General features: G+C 54.8%; 13 protein-coding genes. 3 read left to right on the forward strand and 10 right to left on the reverse strand.

All coding sequences use genetic code 11. From position 1 onward, the window contains the following. Positions 1-17 precede the first annotated feature (17 nt). From HNR65_RS04950 to gspG, 6 genes are all read right to left on the reverse strand, one after another. Positions 18-1,493 carry a PilN domain-containing protein gene (locus HNR65_RS04950; protein WP_181550351.1) on the reverse strand — a complete coding sequence of 492 codons (1,476 nt, stop codon included), beginning with the start codon at positions 1,491-1,493 and terminating at the stop codon, positions 18-20. 77 nt (positions 1,494-1,570) lie between these two features. Next, on the reverse strand, positions 1,571-2,656 hold the full coding sequence (locus HNR65_RS04955) for a type II secretion system minor pseudopilin (RefSeq protein ID WP_332309014.1): 1,086 nt from the start codon (positions 2,654-2,656) through the stop codon (positions 1,571-1,573). Continuing rightward, positions 2,640-3,392: a PulJ/GspJ family protein gene (locus tag HNR65_RS04960; RefSeq protein ID WP_181550353.1), complete on the reverse strand. Its 753-nt coding sequence runs from the start codon at positions 3,390-3,392 to the stop codon at positions 2,640-2,642. Before HNR65_RS04960 ends, HNR65_RS04955 begins: the two co-directional genes overlap by 17 nt. Further along, on the reverse strand, positions 3,389-3,817 hold the full coding sequence (gspI, locus tag HNR65_RS04965) for a type II secretion system minor pseudopilin GspI (RefSeq protein ID WP_181550354.1): 429 nt from the start codon (positions 3,815-3,817) through the stop codon (positions 3,389-3,391). The genes HNR65_RS04960 and gspI overlap by 4 nt, the downstream gene beginning before the upstream one ends. Beyond that, positions 3,810-4,304 carry a pilus assembly FimT family protein gene (locus tag HNR65_RS04970; protein WP_181550355.1) on the reverse strand — a complete coding sequence of 165 codons (495 nt, stop codon included), beginning with the start codon at positions 4,302-4,304 and terminating at the stop codon, positions 3,810-3,812. Before HNR65_RS04970 ends, gspI begins: the two co-directional genes overlap by 8 nt. A gap of 54 nt (positions 4,305-4,358) precedes the next feature. After that, positions 4,359-4,832 (reverse strand): type II secretion system major pseudopilin GspG, encoded by a 474-nt coding sequence (gene gspG, locus HNR65_RS04975; RefSeq protein ID WP_181550356.1) that lies wholly within the window; start codon positions 4,830-4,832, stop codon positions 4,359-4,361. Positions 4,833-5,052: 220 nt separating this feature from the next. Here gspG and HNR65_RS04980 point away from each other — a divergent pair, with 220 nt between their 5' ends. Beyond that, positions 5,053-5,847, forward strand: a complete 795-nt coding sequence (locus HNR65_RS04980; RefSeq protein ID WP_232364656.1) for an alpha/beta hydrolase — start codon at positions 5,053-5,055, stop codon at positions 5,845-5,847. On the opposite strand, the gene HNR65_RS04985 is transcribed toward HNR65_RS04980, so the two are convergent. Further along, positions 5,822-7,189, reverse strand: coding sequence for a serine/threonine protein kinase (locus tag HNR65_RS04985; RefSeq protein ID WP_220128290.1), 1,368 nt, complete (start codon positions 7,187-7,189; stop codon positions 5,822-5,824). The genes HNR65_RS04980 and HNR65_RS04985 overlap by 26 nt on opposite strands. A gap of 189 nt (positions 7,190-7,378) precedes the next feature. On the opposite strand from HNR65_RS04985, the gene HNR65_RS04990 reads away from it, so the two are divergent. Beyond that, the gene (locus HNR65_RS04990; protein WP_181550358.1) at positions 7,379-8,740 is read left to right on the forward strand and encodes an ACP S-malonyltransferase; all 1,362 of its coding nucleotides are present in this window, start codon (positions 7,379-7,381) and stop codon (positions 8,738-8,740) included. Here the strand turns inward: HNR65_RS04990 and HNR65_RS04995 are convergent. The 3 genes from HNR65_RS04995 to HNR65_RS05005 form a co-directional block, all read right to left on the reverse strand. Beyond that, on the reverse strand, positions 8,716-12,486 hold the full coding sequence (locus HNR65_RS04995) for a pyruvate carboxylase (RefSeq protein WP_181550359.1): 3,771 nt from the start codon (positions 12,484-12,486) through the stop codon (positions 8,716-8,718). The genes HNR65_RS04990 and HNR65_RS04995 overlap by 25 nt on opposite strands. 62 nt (positions 12,487-12,548) lie before the next feature. After that, positions 12,549-13,493, reverse strand: coding sequence for a biotin--[acetyl-CoA-carboxylase] ligase (locus tag HNR65_RS05000; protein ID WP_181550360.1), 945 nt, complete (start codon positions 13,491-13,493; stop codon positions 12,549-12,551). 264 nt (positions 13,494-13,757) lie between these two features. Continuing rightward, positions 13,758-18,152 carry an acyl-CoA dehydratase activase gene (locus tag HNR65_RS05005; RefSeq protein ID WP_181550361.1) on the reverse strand — a complete coding sequence of 1,465 codons (4,395 nt, stop codon included), beginning with the start codon at positions 18,150-18,152 and terminating at the stop codon, positions 13,758-13,760. A gap of 700 nt (positions 18,153-18,852) precedes the next feature. On the opposite strand from HNR65_RS05005, the gene HNR65_RS05010 reads away from it, so the two are divergent. Further along, the gene (locus tag HNR65_RS05010) at positions 18,853-19,146 is read left to right on the forward strand and encodes a hypothetical protein (RefSeq protein ID WP_181550362.1); all 294 of its coding nucleotides are present in this window, start codon (positions 18,853-18,855) and stop codon (positions 19,144-19,146) included. Positions 19,147-19,261 lie beyond the last annotated feature (115 nt).

The raw sequence follows: 19,261 nt of genomic DNA on the forward strand, positions 1-19,261 counted from the left end.
CCAGGCGCCTTTGGTCGTTAAAGCGGCTCTTTTGCCAGATCCGCCTTAATCCGGAACCGTACGCGATTGGCGGACTTGTCCATATTGGCGGAGCTGATGGTGATCTGTTTGAAAAATACAGATTTTTCAAGCTGCATTTTTATATCATCAACTGCGTTGAATGTATCCGTGAGACCGGCGATCTGCACGCTGCTTTGGCCCCGGACAAACCGGGTCAGCACCACATTGATGCTGGCCGGTATCAATTCACTGACATCTTTTAAAATGTCCACATTGCGGATATCCGCCCCATCGTCTCCGGTGAACACGTTCTGTTTTTTTAACCGGGAAATGCCAACTTCCATCTGCTGCACGGGATCAACAATGCGGGTGACATCCGGGAAGGCCTGTTGAAATATTTTGGTAATCTGCCTGTCTGTTTGCGCAATGCGATCCTCCATGTGCCGGTTTTCTATGATTGCCTGAATCATCAGAACCATGAAAACAAAAAAAGCCAGCGCGCCAATGCTGATGATCTCGCTGCGGTTTTCAGCCCAGTATTTCTGCAGCGCATGATGGCTTCGGTTGAACTGAAAAGGCCGGATGCCGGATGTTTCAATCCCTGCCAGGCTCAGGGCACAGCTGGCCTGCCGGCCGATATCCAAATCTTTGTCTGATAATTGGTAGAGCCGGGTTTCGGCAGCCAGGTTGAAAAAACGCACTTCCGTTTCCAGGGTCCTGGACAGTTTTTCAGCAAAACTGGTATCGGCTTGATCCGTCCCGGAAACAAAAATGCATCCAAGTTCTGGATCTCCGTCATACAGGGTTTCAAAGGAAGCCAGCATTCGTTGGATGCCAGCTGCGATCATATCCGCACATCCGGCTCCATCCGCGGCTGCGCCTGTGCGAATGGCGCGGATCATGTGAATTTTTCCGTCAACAACCATGCAGGCCGCGGCATTGGAGCCGTCGATGTCAAGCAGCAGAAAATTTTTCTCCCCGGTCTCCGACAGGCGGGAGACACAAAGGGCTGCAGCCGCAGAACCGATGGTGATCACCCTTGGCGTGAGATCCAATCCCCTGAAAATTTCCTGAATGGTCTCAAGTTTCCGGGTTTCCACAGCTGCCACGATCAGGTCGGTCTGCTCGGCCTGGCGAACAATGAGAAAATCCGTCTGCAGGGCACTGATTTCAAACGGCAGGGTGGGCTCCAGTTCAAAATCAAGCACCTGGCGAATTTTTCTGTTGTCTTTAAACGGCACCTGCAGATTGCGGAAAGACACCTCGGAAGCGGCGACGGAAACAAGACAGCCGGCGCCCTGAGCAGGGATATGGCGGGTCACGGTCTCCATGGCCCAGGCCAGGCGTTTTTCCGGGTTGGCGGCTTCTTCCGGGGCCTCGTCAAAAGACACGAACTTGTGGGCCTCGATCCGGTTGCCCTTCAGGGCGGTGCGGACCAGCACGGCCCACAGGCCCTGCTTTCTGATATCAATGGATAGAATCCGGTTGCTCATATCCGTGTTACGGCATTGGTTTTAAATTTTTTCACAGGCCTTATGCGATTTTCAAGCATTCCTTGACCAAATATATCCTATTCATACTGCCAGCGCAATACACGGCATTTCCATTTCCCGGATTTTTTCTGCTCCCGCCGCACAATCACCCGGGCGGCCATTGAACTTTGATTATGCCGGGCTTTGCACCGGATGCGAAACAAATCACTTTTAACCGCCACCAGGGAAGTGTCGATCTCCACCTCTCCCATACCGGGAACCTGCCGGTACCAGGTCGGATCGGTCAAATCATAGAGATACTCACCGCCTGAGGATTCCTTGCGAAAAGCGGCCATTTCCGGGGCCAGAAACTCCAGGCCCGTCGGCAGCAGCGCTGCTAATACGGGTATTTCTGCAGTGTTGATATTGATCCGGCCGCCATAGGTAAAGTCCTGGGGGTTGTTTGCTGCCGGCGTCAGGCCGTGTACCGTCAGAAAATCGCCCAGGCCGGCATTTTCATCATCTGCGAAAAATCGTTCCGGGGTGATGTTGCGCACGCGCAGCAGCTCAGACAAATGCCGCACAGGGCCGTTTCTGCACTTGTACGGCGGATCCTGGTCGATGTAATGGTCGGATTCCGCACCGCTCAGGCCGGTTATGGCGTCATCGTCGCCGGAATCAATCCAGTCCTTGATCGGATTGATGATCATTTCCGGCTCCAAAGGTTCTTTCGCTGTTGCTGTATCGGGTTGATCCTGCTGCTGAAGGAACAATTCAAGAAACCGTAGCCACAATTGCTGCTGCACAGGGTCAAACTCGCGTCCGGCCGGAAACTCCACCAGGGCGTTGACCTGCATACGGGCGCGTTCATCGGTGATTTCAATTTGCAATTCATCGTCGTCATATCCGGCCCGGCCAAGATAGCCGCTGATTTTTTCCGGGTCTGCCCAGTCCTCCTGGACAGAATCCACTTCCGTCTGTTCCTTGTCGCGAATCAAAATCAGCATGGCCAGGCTGACCCCGGATTCGATCTTTTCCTGCAGAATCTGTCTGTCTCTGCCTGCGCCGCTTCTGCTCAACGAAGCGCCGGTCTGCCGGTTCAACTCAAAGGCCACGGCAATCAAAACCGTGATAATGCTCAGGGTGATGAGAAGGGCAATGCCGTGATTATTGGCTTTTAACACGTTCAAGGGGCTCCCTGCCAGCCGGTAGAACCACCCGGGTAAGAAAAGGATAATTTCCCTGGTCGGTTTCAATCCTGAAAAAAATTTCAACAGCTGCCGGGGTTGCATAGTCTGTTGCGTCATCAGACGAATCCCAGGTTTTTCGGTCATTTTTCTTGTGATCGAAATATGTCAGCGCAAACTCCGTAATATGGGTGCAAAGCACCGGCGCGCTGTCTTCATCCCATTGATCTGCATCCGCGTTCCAGACAAACGGCCGGTCCCCGCGCCTGAGAACATAACCGCGGTCCGGCTCCGGGCTTTTTTCAACAAAATACCGGAGTTGCGCAAGGGCGGCAGCGCTTTTCTGCGGGTCTGCGCTGCCCGTGGAAACCGGCAGATGCGCAAAAGCGGCAAACTGCAATCCTGAAAAGGAGTCTCCGCCCACAAAATCGGTTTGGCCCACAAAGGCATAAGGATCCGGATTCTCTTCGGCGTTCTGCGGGGTGAACAGGGGATAGGGATCGGCATAAGCCGAGCGCAGATCCGTGCTGATCCGGTGCAGGCAGCCGGCGCCCATTGCAAAGACCCTGTCCCCGTCCTTGATGGCGCCTATCCGGGATATGGCGGCATTCATTGCACTGTAGACAATGGTGGCAATCACGGCAAAAATCACAACCGCCATCAACACTTCCAGCAGCGTAAATCCCGATTTTTTCCACATCCCTGGCTGGTTTTGACGGTAGGACGGATTCATGGCCGCGATTCCTCATTTTTGGCTGAAATCTGCCGGGTGATTTCATAGACAAGCCCCCACGAAGAATGCCGGACAGTGATGCCGGCTTCCAGGAAATTGATTTCTCCATTGTCTTCAATGTTGATTTCCCGTGGCTGGACCCGGCTCTGCCAGATATATCCGGGAAAATCCGCGCCGAAATCCCCGCTGTCTTCGCCCATAAAAGAATCAGACTCCATCCGGATTTGCGCAACCCGGGACTGGGCCAGAAACGGCGCCACGGAATAGAAGCGCACGGTTTCATTCATGGAAATGGTCTGGCCCTGAAGGCGGATAATGCTCACAAGGACCGTGGCGATAATGGCCAGGGAAACCAGGACCTCCAGCAGGGTGAAACCGCGGCCGGCGGTTTGGCCATATCCTATGCCGCAATAATGATCATCCATGGCTGCCGCCGGTTTTGATATCGGGCAAAAATGGATTGATTTCATAGGAAATGCGCTTGTTTCCGCGGGTTTGGACATAAATGACAGCCTGGTCCGAATATCCACGGGGATAAAAACGGATATGCGCGGTACCGGCAGATATTCGGTGGTCGCCGGCAAACACCACCTCAGAGAAACGGTTTGTCCCGGACAGGGATAATCCCTTGGATTTTGCGGCTTCCAGCGCCGGCTCCGCCATGTCATGCCGGCCGGCCCAGAGCCGGTTTTCATCTACGTCAACAAAGAGGATAAACTGCGTTTGATTTTCAACAGCCTGGTTTTTCAAATCTTTTACCTGAAGCTGCAGCCATGCGGAAAGTTTTCTGGTACCAGAGGAAAAAAAAGACTCATGGATCCTGGGTACGGCAAAAAACAACATGACACCCAAAAGACTGATCACCACGATCAGCTCTATGAGTGTAAAGGCATGGTCATTTTTTGCGGGCAAAAAGGATCTCAACTGTAAGGCTGCTGAAACGCTTGAAATAAAGGATTATCCGGTCTATTCAATTTCCCAGCTCCGGATATCGGCATTGTCTCCCTCGCCTCCGGGCTCCCCGTCAGCACCGTAGGAGATAATATCATAGTCATCATGGGTACCGGGGCTGAGATAGACATAATCATTCCCCCATGGATCCTTTGCGATTTTGCCCTTTTCAAGGTATCCGCCTTCCCGCCATCCTTTGGCCGGGGGCCCGGCGTCAGGGGGTTCAACCAGGGCTTCAAGGCCCTGCTCCGTGGTGGGATAGTGTCCGTTATCGAGTTTATAAAGCTTCAGTGCGGTTTCAAGGGCCTGGATATCGATTCTGGCCTTGAGCTGCTTGGCCTGCTCCGGCCGGCCCATAATTCTTGGGACCATATAGACAGCCAGGATACTTAATATAACGATGACCACCATGAGTTCAATAAGGGTAAACCCGCCGGATGTCGGGGACGGCTTGCGGGCGGGGGCTGTGGCTGCGGAAAAAATCTTCATGAACTATGCGCCTTCATCAGAATGGATTGACCGAAAAAAAGCCGGTCTTTTCAATGCTGTAGGATGTTTTTTTTTACCTGATATTTAACAGTATATCAAGATTTTTTAAGAAAGCATAACAGGGAGTCTGCCGGGTTTTGTTTACCGCGCGGACAAAAAGAGATAAAATGAATGTAATCCATTTTTATAATGATATCAAATAATCAAGGAGGAAATGAAAATGCAGGATTCAGAAGCCGCAATTCTGGACCGGCCCGAAATCTTACAAATTCTGTTCCATCCCCGCAAGGCCCCGGACACGCCGCCGCCTGCCGGGGCCATGGATCTAGACGTGGGTGCCGAAGACGGTGTGAATCTGGGGTGCCGGTTTTACCTGGCTTCCAAGGATCAGCCCCACCTGTTGTTTTTCCACGGAAACGGCGAAATCGCAGCCGACTATGACCCTGTGGGACCGGTGTACAATGATCACGGGCTAAGCCTCCTGGCGGCCGATTATCGGGGCTACGGCAAAAGCACGGGATCGCCAACCGTATCTGCCATGCTTTCAGACGCCCACCTGGTACTGGATGCCGTTGCCCGCTGGATGAAGGAAAACGGTCGGACCGGTCCTTTATGGATCATGGGAAGATCCCTGGGAAGCGCACCCGCCCTGGAACTGGCCGCATCCAGGCCCGGGGCCATGGCCGGCATTGTTATTGAAAGCGGTTTTGCCCATACCGTATCTTTGCTCCAACACCTGGGCATGGATGCACGGGCTTTGGGAATCGGAGAATCGGTTGTTTTTTCCAATGCGGAAAAAATCGCAAAATACAAGGGCCCCGCACTGATTGTTCATGCCCGGTTTGATCACATTATCCCGCTTTCCCACGGACAGGACCTGTATGAAAAATGCCCGTCTGAGACCAAGGCCCTTGAAATTGTTGAAAACGCCAATCACAACGATATCATGATCCGGGCCGGGCTGGACTATTTCCGGGTGATCCGTGATTTTATCCGTAAGGCGGACAATGGCTGACAGCCCGCACATGGCACTGGCAGGTAAAATCCGCAGCCCCGGCGTATCCCAGGCTGGTGTCCACAAACCAGGCGGCAACAAAGGATTTGCGGTCCGCGCTCCAAAGCCGGTGAATATCTCCGGAAAAAACCGGGGGTGTGCAATAGTCGCCGAGAACAGATACCGGAAAAAGCAGCAAGACCAGTTCATCCACCGTGGGAAGGCGCCAGTTTTGGACACCGCCAAAAGCCCGGGCATTCAGCGAGTCAATATATTGCCGTGCCCGGGACCACTCCACGGGCCATGGGGAACCGGCCTTCTGCCACAGCCGGCCGTGGGTTTTGTCCCGGACAGTGTGGTCATCGCACACTACAAACTCCGGGCTTCGCCGGCTTGCAGGCCGCCAGCGCCCATCAAGCCCGAAGCGGTTTTTTGCCGCACTTAAAGAAACCTTTACAGGGATGCTGCGCACGGGCTGGCTGTAATCCGCATCAGAAGCCCGGCTCACAGCCGTCACCTCCTGCATCCGGCAAGCCTTCTCAAGGGTTTGCTGCCAGGATTCAAAAGCCCTGTCCAGGGCAGCTGTCATCTTTTGGCAGTCCGGAAAGCGCCTGTCTGGTTTCGGGTGGGTGGCGCAAAGCAAAAAATCATCCCAGCATCGCCCAAGAAGGGGGTTGATTTCACCGGGCACGGGCTTTTCCCCATGATCCGGGGGCAGATAACCCGTCAGCATCCGCCAGGCCAAAACCCCTGCCCCGTAGATATCGGCCCGTTCATCCACGCCGTCTGGATCGGCCTCTTGCTCCGGGGCTGCGTAATACGGAGTGCCGATTTTAAACTGCTCCGGCACACCCCGGGTTTCGCCCCGAAGCAAAGACAGGCCGAAATCAATGATCCGTACCTGGTCTGATTCAGAGATGAGCATGTTATAGGGCTTGACATCCCTGTGAATGATGCCCGCGTCATGGAGCCGGCCCAGCCCGGAGAGCACCTGGTGCAGGTAACCCGCCGCCCGCTCCGGCGGCAGGCTGCGGACGGGGGCTTCCATGACATAGTGCTCGCCTGTCATATCCCCGAGATTGACGCAGTGATATTCCATGGTAAAAAAAGGCCGTCCCTCCTTGTCGCGGTCAAAATCCAGGATTGCCGCAATATGGGGATGCCGCAGATCCCCCAGAATCCGGGCCTCGTCCGTAAACATCTTTTCAATGGTCTTGTTTCCCAGCAGCTGTATCATATGGGGTCGGGGGCAAAGCCGTTTCAAGGCAACAGTTTTATTGATTTCCGGCAATTGGGCCTTATAGACCCGGCCCATGCCGCCGGTGCCCAGCAGCCCGGTGACCTTGTATTTCCCGATATACATGATTTCCCCGCTTGTTTTCCGTCCCCGGCAGGGCCGGGTTAAAAATGCCTGCAGCCCTGTATTGAGCCGGACAATGGTTTGTGATATGAAACATTTTCTTGCTTTTACTTAACACTTAATCACTTAAAACTGAACACTGCCTGTAAAAAAGCTTTTTACAGGCCCATCAAAACCATGAAGGATTTTTTCATGAATCCCCCATATGATCGCATTGAAATCATCGCCCTGGGCGCGGAAAGCCGTGAGGATCTTCAAAAACAGGTCAAAGACGCCGCAAAACAGGCCTCCGGCACCGCAGCCATAAAACAGCTCGGGGAAACATCCCGCAGGGCTTTTTCGGAAAACGCCCCCCTGCGCCTGCTGATTGCCGACACAGTACCCGGTCAGATCCGGGAAAAACTGCAAATCGCGGAAAACTGGCTCAATGCACCGGAAAAAGAAGCAAATCCGGTCCCGCCGGAAATATTTTACGGAAACCGCGCATCTGAAGGTAAGCTCGCATTTCTGTTTCCCGGCCAGGGAAGCCAGTATGTCAACATGGGCCGGTCCCTGGTTACCCATTTCGCCGAAGCCGGGCCGATCATGAAAATGGCGGAAACCGTGTTTGACAGAAATCCGTCCCTGCGCGCTCATCTGTATCCCCCGGAAACACAGGAAAAGGATGAAGAGCGCAGCCGGCAGGAAGCGCTGCGCAGCACCGACGTGGCCCAACCGGCCATCGGTCTGGTCAGCCGGATTTGTCTTTCGGTCCTGGCCCGCCACGGCGTGCTGCCAGCGGCCGCCGCCGGCCACAGTTTCGGGGAATTAACGGCTCTGTGTGCGGCAAAAAGCCTTGATGAAAACGATTTTCTGACACTGGCCGCCGCCCGGGGTCGGTTTATGGCCCTTGCGGGCAAAAATTCCGGGGAAAGCGGACAGATGATGGCGGTCCGGGCAGGTGCAAAACAAATCGAGGAATTAATCCGCACACACCGGGCAGACGTGGTGCTGGCAAATCGCAACAGCCCCAAACAGCAGGTATTGTCCGGTCCACGCCAAGCCATTGAACAAATGCAGGAAATTTGCAGGAAAAATCGGATCATGGCCAAGCCGCTGCCGGTATCTGCGGCATTTCATTCCCGACTGGTCATGGATGCGGCCGCCCCGTTTCAGGAGCTGATTGCAAACACCAAATTTCACCGCCAGCAAATCCCGGTCTACGCCAATACCACAGCCCTGCCCTACCCGGATGATCCGGATGCGGTCAGGCAACTGCTGGGCGGGCATCTGCTCAAGCCCGTGGATTTCATCAATACCGTAGAGAACATGTATGCCGATGAAATCCGCACCTTTGTGGAGGTCGGGCCCGGGGCGGTGCTATCGGGCCTTGTCCGGCAGATCCTGGGCACGCGCCCGCATGCGGCCTTCTCCGTTGACGCCTCAGCGGGCCGTCAGCCCGCAGTGCTGGATATGGCCCAAAGTCTTTGCCGCATCGCAGCTTTGGGATACCCGGCACAACTTCACCGGTGGCCGTCCGCAAGCCCGGATCAGGCCTTGCTTTCCGTCTGCTGAGTTTGCTCAACAGCGCTTCCGCAATAGGGGCAGAACTGATAATCCCGGCTTGTGACCGGCGCGTTACAGGACCTGCAAAAGTCGGGCACCGGGGCCAGTTCCACGATGAGTTCACCTTCGCGCACGGGCACCATTTTTTTGTCTTCGGTGTAGCTGGCGGTTTTCAGCACCCGCCGGACAATGCCGTCATCCGGCGCCAAAACAGCTTTTTCCTGCTTCATGATCGAAAGGTTAAACAGCTCCTCGCCCTTTTTGACCACTTCGCCGGGCTGTGCATAAACCACCCACAGATCCCCGGAGCTCGGGGAGGCCACCTGAAAGGGGTTTTCCGTGTCCGCCATCTCCGCCTCGCCTGCGGCCTTTCCCTCAGGGGCCTGGACCTGGACCTCAAAGGTGATGATCTCGGAGTCCAGCAGATAGCGTACTATGCTGATGCCGCTTTTCCTGGGCTTGGAAATATCCAGGATAGCCATCTTGTGGGGTTTCCCCTGGCTGTCGGCAAATTCAAGGTCCTGTCTGGGTTCCAGACCTTCGAACCAGACATCAATGGGCAAAATATTGGGATCAGCGTATTTTTTCTGGAATTCAAAGGTTTTTAAGGCATCTCCCGGGTGATTGAGGTACAGAATCAGCTCCTCTTGGCTGGGCATGCGTTTGATGCGGTTTCGAAGCGCAAGGGTCTCGGCCTGGATATCAATTTCCTCCAGGGACTCCAGGGGAGAGGCTTCGGTGCGTTGCTCCAGGGCCCGGCGGTATTCCGTGCCAAATGCGCTTTGATAAACCCAGTCCGGGGGAAAACCCTGGGGCAGGCGTCCGTATTTGCCCAAAAGCAGATCCCGGAAAGCATCATTGCTGTCCTGGTAAAGTTTCAGACAATCTTTTTTCACCTGCTCGGACAGATCTTGTTCCGGCTTGTCAGCAACGGCTTCGAGCACATCGAGCATATGGCGCACGTGATGTTCACCCCCGCGTTTATATGCGCCGGTAACCGCCAGAAAAGCCGTGTTCCAGGTAATCTGGGAGCCCGGTGTCACGTCGTGATAGCGAACAATCTTGCGGGTGCCGGCCAGAAACCGCAGCATGTGCGGCAGCAGCCGGATATAGCCCTGCTTCATGGCCCCTTCCTGGGAAGACGAGGTGGCCCCGCCGGGCATGCCGTGTTCCACCACGTCGTAATCAATGCCCCTGAAATGGGGGGAACAGTACTGATCATAATAGGGCATGATTTGTTTTAGAACAAAGCCGCAGCTGCGGATCATCTCCCGGTCCAGGCGGGTTTGAAGGCCCAGTTCGTCTTCCATGTAGGCGGCTGTGGACAGCACTTCGCCCTGGCCGTACCAGCGGACCGCCGCGCCAATGGCCGTGTCCACGATATGAGCACCGGCTTCTGCGGCCGCACCCACGGCCGGCACAAACAGTCCGTCAGTGTAGTGCCGGTGGTAATGGAGCACCAGCTCCGGGTATTTCTTGCGGATGGCGCCTACCAGTTCCCGCATGAAGCGCGGGGGACAAACCCCTGCCATGTCCTTTAATCCCAGAATGATCATGGATGCAGCCCGGTTTTTGTCCACCCCGGCGGCCCGGGCGCACATCTCCAGGATCTGTTCGGTGACCTTCAGGTAGTGGCCCACGGTAAAGCCCGGGGCCCAGGAAAGGGAGACGGCCGGTTCGAAGATGCACTCGTTTCCGGACAAAACGATTTCAGCAAACGGACGCATGTTTTCCACATGGTTGAGAAAATCAAAGCACCGGATCACGTCGTAATGGGAACAGATCATCTCCCCGGTTTTCTGCATCAAAGAACGGGGCTGGGGCTTGTAGCCCAGCACGTTGGTGGACCGGATCAGAATCTGCTTCAATGAGTCCGGGGCAAAATCGTTCCACTGCCGGGCCTCGTAAAACGGATAGGTCATATTGGCGAGCATGGCCACATGAAAATGGGCCCCGCCGCCGTTTTCAATGGAGAAAAACCCGCATCGGTCCAGATACGGTCCCACCAGACGGTCTTCGGCCAGCCGGAACCGGTTGCCGCTGTTGGACTGGGTGATGTCCCTGGTGGTGGTGTCAGTAAAATGAACAATGCCCTGCTCACGGGTGTCGCGCACCAGATCGAGTGCGGATTTTCGGTCCCTGACGGGATAGGAAAGCACGTGGCGGCCGCCATCGTTTTGCCGGGTGTCCATGACGGGCAACACCGCCTCAAACCGCCCCACCCGCCTGTCGCTTCGGCCCCGGTATTGCCCGAGCTCCACAAACGGATTATAGCCCCGGGCAGAGATTTCAGCCACCAGACGGGAAATGCGCAAAGACTCGGGCTCTATGTCTGAGTAAAACATCAGCTCCGGGTGTTTTTCAATAAACCGGGTGTCATAATCGCCTTTGACAAACACCGGATGCCGGACAATCTGGCTGTGAAACGGGATGGTGGTCTTCACCCCGGAGATCATGTATTCCCGAAGGGCCCGCTGCATGAGCTTGACCGCCTTGCCCCAGGTATTGCCGTAGGTGATCAGCAAGGCGGCGGCAGAATCATACTGGGAAGGAAACTCGTAGCCTTCTGTCACACAGGAGTCCAGGCGCACCCCCTGGCCGCCCGGGGAGACGTACCGGCTCAGCAAACCTGAATTGGGAGCAAAATCGTTCTGTGGATCCTCGCAATTGATACGGCACTGCATGGCGTGCAGATAGGGCACGGTTGCCTGATCTGAAAACCGGAGCCTGGCGCCAAAGGCCACGGCAATCTGCTCTTCGACCAGATCAATGCCGTAGCGGCATTCAGTGATGCCGTGTTCCACCTGCAGCCGGGTGTTGACCTCGATTAAATAAGGATCCGCCTTTTCATCCACCAGAAATTCCACTGTGGCCAGGCTGTGATAGCCCACTGCTGAAACCAGCCTGCGGGCATAATCCTTGAGCCGTTCGCGCAGCTCGGGGGTCATTTTGGACCATGGCGACGGAGTGATTTCCACCAGTTTCTGATGGTTTCGCTGAACCGTGCAGTCGCGCTCGTCAAAGGCAAACACGTTGCCGTACTGGTCGGCGATCACCTGGATTTCAATGTGGCGGACGCTGGGCAGGTATTTTTCCACATATACCCGGGGGTTGCCAAAAGAGGCCTCGGCCATGACAGAGGCCTTGTGGAACGCCGATTCCAGCTCGTTTTCGGAATAAACCTCGTAGATGCCGCGGCCGCCGCCGCCGCCTTCGGCCTTGAGCATGATGGGAAAACCGATTTTGGCGGCAATCCTGCGGGCTTCCGGGATGGTGACAGCATCTTCTGATCCCGGCACCACAGGCACGCCCAGTTCCCGGGCCAGGCGGCGGACCGATACCTTGTTTCCCAGGATTTTCATGGCCTCGGCCGGAGGGCCGATAAAGGTGATGCCGGCCTGAAGGCATTTGGCCGGAAAGGTGTCGTCTTCTGCCCCGAATCCCCAGCCCGGGTGTATGCCGATGATACCGCGTTCTTTGGCCTTGCGCACAATGCGGTCCAGATCCAGGTAAGCGTTGGGATCATCTCCCAGAAGCATGAGTTCATGGGCCCCGAGGGTGGACGGGGAGGTTTTGTCCACGTCTGTTGCGGTCATGATCGCCACGGCTTCGAGCTGCTCGGAAATCGATCGGCTGATGCGCCGGGCCGGAATGCCGCGGTTGGCGATCAGGATGGGATTTCCTTCGATTTCCGCCTGAACTTCTGCAAAGGTTTTGCTGGTTGAACGGCTTTGATCAGCATTTGAATCATTCATAAAAAAATACACCTTTATATCTAAATTTCAAGAAATTATATTTCTATATATAAAGTATTACTTTAAATATGTATGTTTTCCTTGGGCAGGATGCTGCCGGTATAAATCACACTGGATTTTTTGTTGATACGGACAATCAGTCCCCCGTCTGCGGCCAGGCCGCGGATTTCGCCGAGCACGGCCTCCTGGTGGCTGCGGCGGATGGTCACCGGCTGCTCCACCCAGGCCAGCCGCTTCTGTAGCTGCATAACAAATTCTTCAGGCTCCAGGGTTTTCACCAACTGGCGGATGCGGCTTCGGCCGGTTTCGGCCATGTGCAGCATCACTTCCATGGGTGAGACCTCAATGCCCAACTGTGAAAGGCTGACAGCCGGAATTGCAAATGCATCTGTTAACCGGTCGTTTGGCGGGGCTGTAGCAAGATTGATGCCTATGCCCACAATCAGGTGCCCGGCCCGGTGCTCCACCAGTATGCCGCAGATCTTGCAGTCGTTTACCAGCAAGTCATTGGGCCACTTAATCCGGACATCGGCGCCAAAGCTTTCCAGGGCTTCGGCTGCGACCTGGCCGGCAAGCAGCGACGCCATGGCCCGCCAACCCGGGCCTGCGCCGTCTATGGATTCCAGATCCGGCCAGTACCAAGACACATACAGATTTCCCGGCGGTGAAATCCAGGTGCGCGCCATCTGCCCCCTGCCCTTTTGCTGCTGCACCCCAATCAGGCCATCCCAGGGCGAAAGGCCGCAAGCGCCGATCAAATGCCGGATTGCATCCATGGTCGAGGCGCATCTGCCGCAGATCAAAACCTTGCTTTGGAGCTGTGATCCGCCTGAATGCCAGGCAGAAAAACCGCTTGCATGATCCGATCCCCTTTCGGTCTCAATCCATGGGGACAGGCGCTTTACATCCTTTTCCCAGGCCGGATGCGTCCGGGCCAGCCCGTCGGGATCAATGGCTTCAAACAGCGGCTTTCTGTCTGATCCAAGAAGATAAATCCCCGGTTTCATATGCTTTTCCTTTGCTGTAAGCGGCGATTGCCTTCCGGCAGGAGACACAGCTTCCCTTTCTGCTTGAAATGCACAAATTTGTCAAGCAAATTGTATATACTCCGGTTTTTTAAACACTTTACAACCGTCTGAATACAATGGATAAAGTGCGGACCTGGCAAAAAACAGCCAGCTTTTCAAACAGAGAATATGTTGCTCCGGGCTCAGGGAAGGAAAACGATGGGCAGAGTCATAAAATAGCTGCGGTCAGCCGGTATTGCCGGATCAGTTTAAGGCCCGCATCCTGTCATGCAGCCGCCGGGCCCGGAGGCAGAAGGCTTCCAGCTTGGCCTCAATGAGCTGGGGAAAAGGGGATCCGTCGCTTTCAACAGCCAGAAACGGAAGCGATTCCATGCCGTCGAGCACGGTTTCCAGGTATTTTTCCCGGTGCGGGATGCCCAGCTTATCTCCCGGGGTCATGACCTCGCTTAAAATGGACTCCGAGATCCGGTTGGGCATGCAGCCAAACGGGCCGATGGCAATGACGCCGCATGCCTCGGAGGCCACTTCAGTCAGGGCGCTGCCAACGGTTAAAATGGCTTCTCCCCCAAGATTAGGGGAAACATAGGGGCTTGCGTTTTCAATCACCGTGCGCACATCTGTCCAGGGATTGTGCACCAGGCCGGTCTGCGACAAGGTACCAAAAATACGTTTTTCATAGCGGTTCATAAATATCTGGCGAATTTTAAACCGCAGTTTTTGGCCCAAAGAAAGCTGCTGCCAGTTGGCCGGGTCTGTTTGGATGCAATAGTCGGAATAGCGTATCCATTCCGAAACCGGCGAGCAGACAACGGCAAAGCCCTTTTGCGCCAGGCGCTCGGTGATATACTGGCGGGAAAGCCCGTCGCGCCGGACAAAAATTTCGCCTGTGACCAGAATCACCGGCACATCAGCGGGGTTTTTTTGCATGGGCAGACCGGAGAGCGAATCCACGCTTTTTTCCAGTTCGGCCATGATCTGTTTGAAATTGCCATGCTTCATCTGCTCCACAATTGCCTGCCACCGGTTTTCAAATATCTCCAGGGCATGGGCCGCGTCTTTGGCATTGGCCAAAAGCATGGAACGGATATCCTCCATCAAATCAGAGATCACCAGGGCCCACCATGCCTTGTAATAATTGAACTGCTGTTCCAGGCCGAAATAGGAATTGTCCGATGTTAAAGAAAAAATTGCCACGTCCGGGATCTCCAGGCGTTGGACCAGGTCTTGCATAAACACGGAATACTGGCCGAACCGGCACGGCCCGGAAGCAGAAGCCATGAAATACACCAGGATTTCATCCTCCGCCTTGATATTATAGGCGTAGTTCAGCAGGGTCCCGGTGGTCAGAATCAGGGGGAGGCATTCCTTGCAGGTGGTATGGGCCCGGCCCAGCTTGAGCACATTTTCGTCTGCCGGCGGATGCGGGGCCACGTGAAACCCGGAAGCCTCAAACACCGCGGAAACGAGCTCCGTGCCCAGCCGGCCCATGGACGGCACCAGAAAGGTCACGCGGGAATCGGTCAGGGGCAATACCCGGCCGGATGAGTCCCGGACCATGGGAGTGCCGTTTTCCACAAAGGTTTGGGCGGGCAAAAAGGCCTCCGTCTCCTGTTCCGGGGCCCGGGACAAAAGCAGCTGCCGGTATTCGGCCACGATATCAAGAAACGCCTCGATGCGTGTTTCTATGCCCGCATCTGCGGTGTGGCTGTCAAGCTCCAGGGTTAGCGAGGGTTTCCGGCCCATGATATCCCGGAAATAGCCCACCACAAAAGAATCCGGACCGCAGGAAAAATTGGTGATATAAGTGCCGAACAACTGAGGATGGTTTTTTACAAACCGGGCGGCCTTTAAAATCATCTGGCCCATGCCCCAATACATGTGCTCCTTGGCCTCTTGTGCTTCTATGGGCAGAAAATCCAGGGGAATCACCACCACCCCCCGGGAGGCGAGCTTGTGGGGAATGCCCATGTGGGCCTCTTCCACAAATCCGTTATAAGGCCGGGCAAAAATGACAACGCCGATTTTTTCCGGATCCTTTTCAATCTGTTCAAGGGCGTGCTTCCCTATCTGCCGCATTTCATCAAAGCAGGCCTGCTGCCGGCTGAGTGCTTTTTCAAATGCCGCCCGGGCAGTGGCACGATCCACGCCCATGCTCATCGCTGTTTCCACCAGGGGTGCTCTGGCGGCATCCATGCCCTTTCCCATCTCGATAAAAGGAGTTAAAACCCGGGTACCGCGGTTTTCCAGGTCTGCCAGCGGCTTTCGGAATGTGGTTTTCAGATAATAAGGCTCGCTTTGCACAAACGGACAGAGCTGGGAATTGGGGTCGCCGTTTGGCACGTGGATGGATTTGACATGGGGCAGAAACAGATAATCCGGGGGATTTTCATCAGTAATCAGCCGGTGGAAAAATCCGTGCGCCAGTTCAGCCGGATAACAGAATGCGGCATTGCGCAGATCGCAGCCGTCTTCCGAGGCTTCGGAGGCCAGCACAGGCACAAACCCGATGGATGCAAAAAAGGTGGAGTACAGGGGATAAAAGGTATTGGTCAAAAAACTTTTATTGATCCCCACCCGTCCGCGCTGTTTGACCACATCGTCTGAATTGGCGGCATGCTTGTCAAATACCAGGTGCTCTCTTTTTTTCACAAGATCCAGGGACGCGATGTCGTATTCGAGATTGTAGCGCAGGTTGTAGTAGCGGTTGCAGGCCCCGCCAAAGGGATACCGCCGGCCTTCCAGTTCAATGACCGATATCTCGCATCTTCTGTCGCATTTTTCCTTTCCGCCTTTGCAGGTAAAGGATTTGCGGTACACCACCTCCCGGTCGGCCAGGGTCTGCAGGTCAAAGGTCGCCGGCTGCATCAGGCCCATTTCAATGCGTTTTTCAATCTCCAATGCAACGCCGAAAGCTCCCATCAGCCCAGGCTCCGGGGGCACAACAATAGGCTTGGACGACAGCGCTGCCATGGCCAGGGGCACGGCCCGGTTGTAGCATACGCCGCCCTGCATAAACACTTTGCGCCCGACCGGCCGGTTGCCCTTGACCCGGTTGGTGTAGTTCATACAAATGGAATAGACCAGCCCGGCCACGATATCTTCGTGAGCCACGCCTTCGTGTACTGCGGTCTTGATATCCGATGCAATAAAGGCTGCGCACTGATCGTTAAAATTCGGCGGCTTTGTGGCGGTCAGGGCCACTTCGGCGATCTGCTCCACCTCCACACCAAGGGTTTCCCGGGCTGATTCGGCCAGAAAAGAGCCGGTGCCGGCCGAGCAGGCCTCGTTCATGGCATAGTCCGAAGGCACACCGCTTGTAATATAGGTATATTTGGCATCCTGGCCGCCGATCTCAAAAAGGGTATCCACCTCCGGATCAAAATGCACGGCTGCGGCGGCATGGGCAACGATTTCATTAATCACCCCGTCGGTTAGGGCGTGCAGGCCCGCAATCTGGCGCCCGGAGCCGCAGACCCCAAGGCCGGTGATGGATATGGCCGACGGATCCACATGCTCCCTGACCTGGTCCAGCAATTGCCGGTAACAGGCCCGGGAAGCGCCCACGGGATCACCATTGGTGTAGAGATAAACAGAGGCCGGCATGGCCTTGTCGCTTCTTCGCACAAGTACGGCCTTGGTGGTCGTGGAGCCCACGTCTAAACCCAAAATGCACTCATCTCCGGCTTCAATGGTTTCCCGGGCCATGGTCTTGAATGTCACCTGGCCGGCAAAATCCGTAAGCCTGGGAAGGGTATCAAAGGACAGTGCCCCCTGCACAAACAGATCATCATGCGCCGGTTTTGGGGCATCCGGGTTTTCCAGTGCCCACAGGGCCGCGCCCAGGGCCTCGAAATACGGGGCCTGCTCCGGTACGATCAGCCCGGAGACGGCCTGATTCAGATACCCGATCATCATCTGGTTTCTGGCTGATCCGCCGGTGATCATGATATTTTTCTTTTCCACATGGTTGAGCAGTTCCAGGATCTTGTTGGCCATCATCCGGCACAAGCCCGCGGTGACCCGGGATTTGGGGATTCCTTTGTTAATGGCATGGGTGCAGTCGGATTTACAGAAAACCGAGCACCTGCCCGAGACCTGGTAAGGAGTTTCCGTGGCCGACCATTTGGCGGCTTCATCAAGGGAGACCCCCATGCGCTGCAATTGCTGCATGAAAAACTCGCCGGTACCCGAAGCGCACTTGTTGCCGGTAATCACGTTGCTGATCCGGCCCTTGTCATCCAGAACATAAACCATGAAAGTCTCGCCGCCGGCCGAGACAATGGCCGGACAGTCAATGCCTTCGGGCCGCACGTGCCGGTAAGCGTACTCCACAGCCTCGGGCTCGGAAATGGTGGTCAGGTTGACAAACTCCCGAAAGCGCCTGCCTGTTGCCACGATCCGGTCAATGTCGTCAGTTCCGCTGTCCCGGAGAACGGCCTGAAGGGTTTTTCTCGGATCACCGCCATGGGGGTGGGTTTGTGATGAGATCACCTCGGGTGAAGCCGCCGGATCTTCCGGGGCGGGCTGTCTGACACGGACCACGGAAACCGTTGAGGCGCCGAGGCATATCCCCAGGGCCTCACGGGCCCGGGTTTCTACTGTGACAGTGGTTTCAATGTATGCTTTCGGATCTTTCATTGATTTATCCCCTGATCCGCTGAAACGGATATGCAGATGCGGTTATACATGATTTGATTGCTGTCTAACAGAGCACATCGGGCTTTTTCCGCTGAACCTCCCACGATAATATAGCGCGCATAAGGCCGTAATGCAAGGGCGGGCTTGTGGTTTGCCGGCTCACGGAATCCATGACCGTTTCGATACCCAAAAGGCCAAAGAGTTTCCTTTCATACACAAATCCGGGGTTTTTCAAGCCCGGCTGAAAAAACTTCCGTCCTGGCCGGATGACGCAATAAACCCATCCCAAATGAAAGAAGATTGACTTTTACCAACGGGTATATAAAATTGTAGGCAATCTGCGCCCTGGCAGATCCGCTTCAACCGGCAATGATGATGGGCCTGTAAAAAGTCTTTTTCACAGGCAGTGTTAAGTTTTAAGTGATTAACTGTTAAGTAAAATCAAGAAGTTATTTCTTTCTTGTTTGGAGATTATATCTGTTTTAAGACTTTTTACGATTCCATCAATGATGATGTTCTCGTAAAAGCCTGATTTTAGATGGTGCCGTAAAAAGTTCAAGATCAAGGCTTGCGCAATTTCGAAGAATGCAGCGTACTTATCCGTACGTGAAATTTTGAGAAATTGCGCGTAACGCAGATATTGGATGTTTTACGGTGGCATCCATGATGGACACAGAAAAAGCAGCAGAAGGATAAACCAATGAGCGAAACAGACCCGAAGGAATCCTGGGTGTACGTGGCCGTGGAGAATCCGGAAAAGGATGAAAAATTCATGGGGTTTTATGATGAAACCGCAGAAATATCCTATATTCCGGCGTTTCACGATAAAGAGGCCGCCATGTCCTGTCTTATCAATCTGCCGCGAACCCCCGGCAAAAAATACGAAGTCCAGGCGGTGCTGGCAGAAGAACTGGCCAAAGATGCGCGCAAGCATGGTTTTATGATTTTCATGCTTGACGGCGACGGCCGGATTCTCAAACAAATCCAGCCATAGGCAGTCATGAGTTTGGTGTTTAACAAAAAACCATGATATCTTGACGCAAACAGGATTCACTGGTAGATAAACAGAACCTCGGCAAAAACCCTTCTGCCGATCCAATGGCATTGTT

Origin of the sequence: Desulfosalsimonas propionicica, from assembly GCF_013761005.1 — a bacterium.
Taxonomy (GTDB): domain Bacteria; phylum Desulfobacterota; class Desulfobacteria; order Desulfobacterales; family Desulfosalsimonadaceae; genus Desulfosalsimonas; species Desulfosalsimonas propionicica.

What these genes read in the sequence shown, in the direction of transcription:
- HNR65_RS04950 (WP_181550351.1), bottom strand. Translation starts at nt 1,493, where the DNA reads ATGAGCAACCGGATTCTATCCATTGATATCAGAAAGCAGGGCCTGTGG.
- HNR65_RS04960 (WP_181550353.1), bottom strand. Translation starts at nt 3,392, where the DNA reads ATGAATCCGTCCTACCGTCAAAACCAGCCAGGGATGTGGAAAAAATCG.
- gspI (WP_181550354.1), bottom strand. Translation starts at nt 3,817, where the DNA reads ATGGATGATCATTATTGCGGCATAGGATATGGCCAAACCGCCGGCCGC.
- gspG (WP_181550356.1), bottom strand. Translation starts at nt 4,832, where the DNA reads ATGAAGATTTTTTCCGCAGCCACAGCCCCCGCCCGCAAGCCGTCCCCG.
- HNR65_RS04980 (WP_232364656.1), top strand. Translation starts at nt 5,053, where the DNA reads ATGCAGGATTCAGAAGCCGCAATTCTGGACCGGCCCGAAATCTTACAA.
- HNR65_RS04985 (WP_220128290.1), bottom strand. Translation starts at nt 7,189, where the DNA reads ATGTATATCGGGAAATACAAGGTCACCGGGCTGCTGGGCACCGGCGGC.
- HNR65_RS04990 (WP_181550358.1), top strand. Translation starts at nt 7,379, where the DNA reads ATGAATCCCCCATATGATCGCATTGAAATCATCGCCCTGGGCGCGGAA.
- HNR65_RS04995 (WP_181550359.1), bottom strand. Translation starts at nt 12,486, where the DNA reads ATGAATGATTCAAATGCTGATCAAAGCCGTTCAACCAGCAAAACCTTT.
- HNR65_RS05000 (WP_181550360.1), bottom strand. Translation starts at nt 13,493, where the DNA reads ATGAAACCGGGGATTTATCTTCTTGGATCAGACAGAAAGCCGCTGTTT.
- HNR65_RS05005 (WP_181550361.1), bottom strand. Translation starts at nt 18,152, where the DNA reads ATGAAAGATCCGAAAGCATACATTGAAACCACTGTCACAGTAGAAACC.
- HNR65_RS05010 (WP_181550362.1), top strand. Translation starts at nt 18,853, where the DNA reads ATGAGCGAAACAGACCCGAAGGAATCCTGGGTGTACGTGGCCGTGGAG.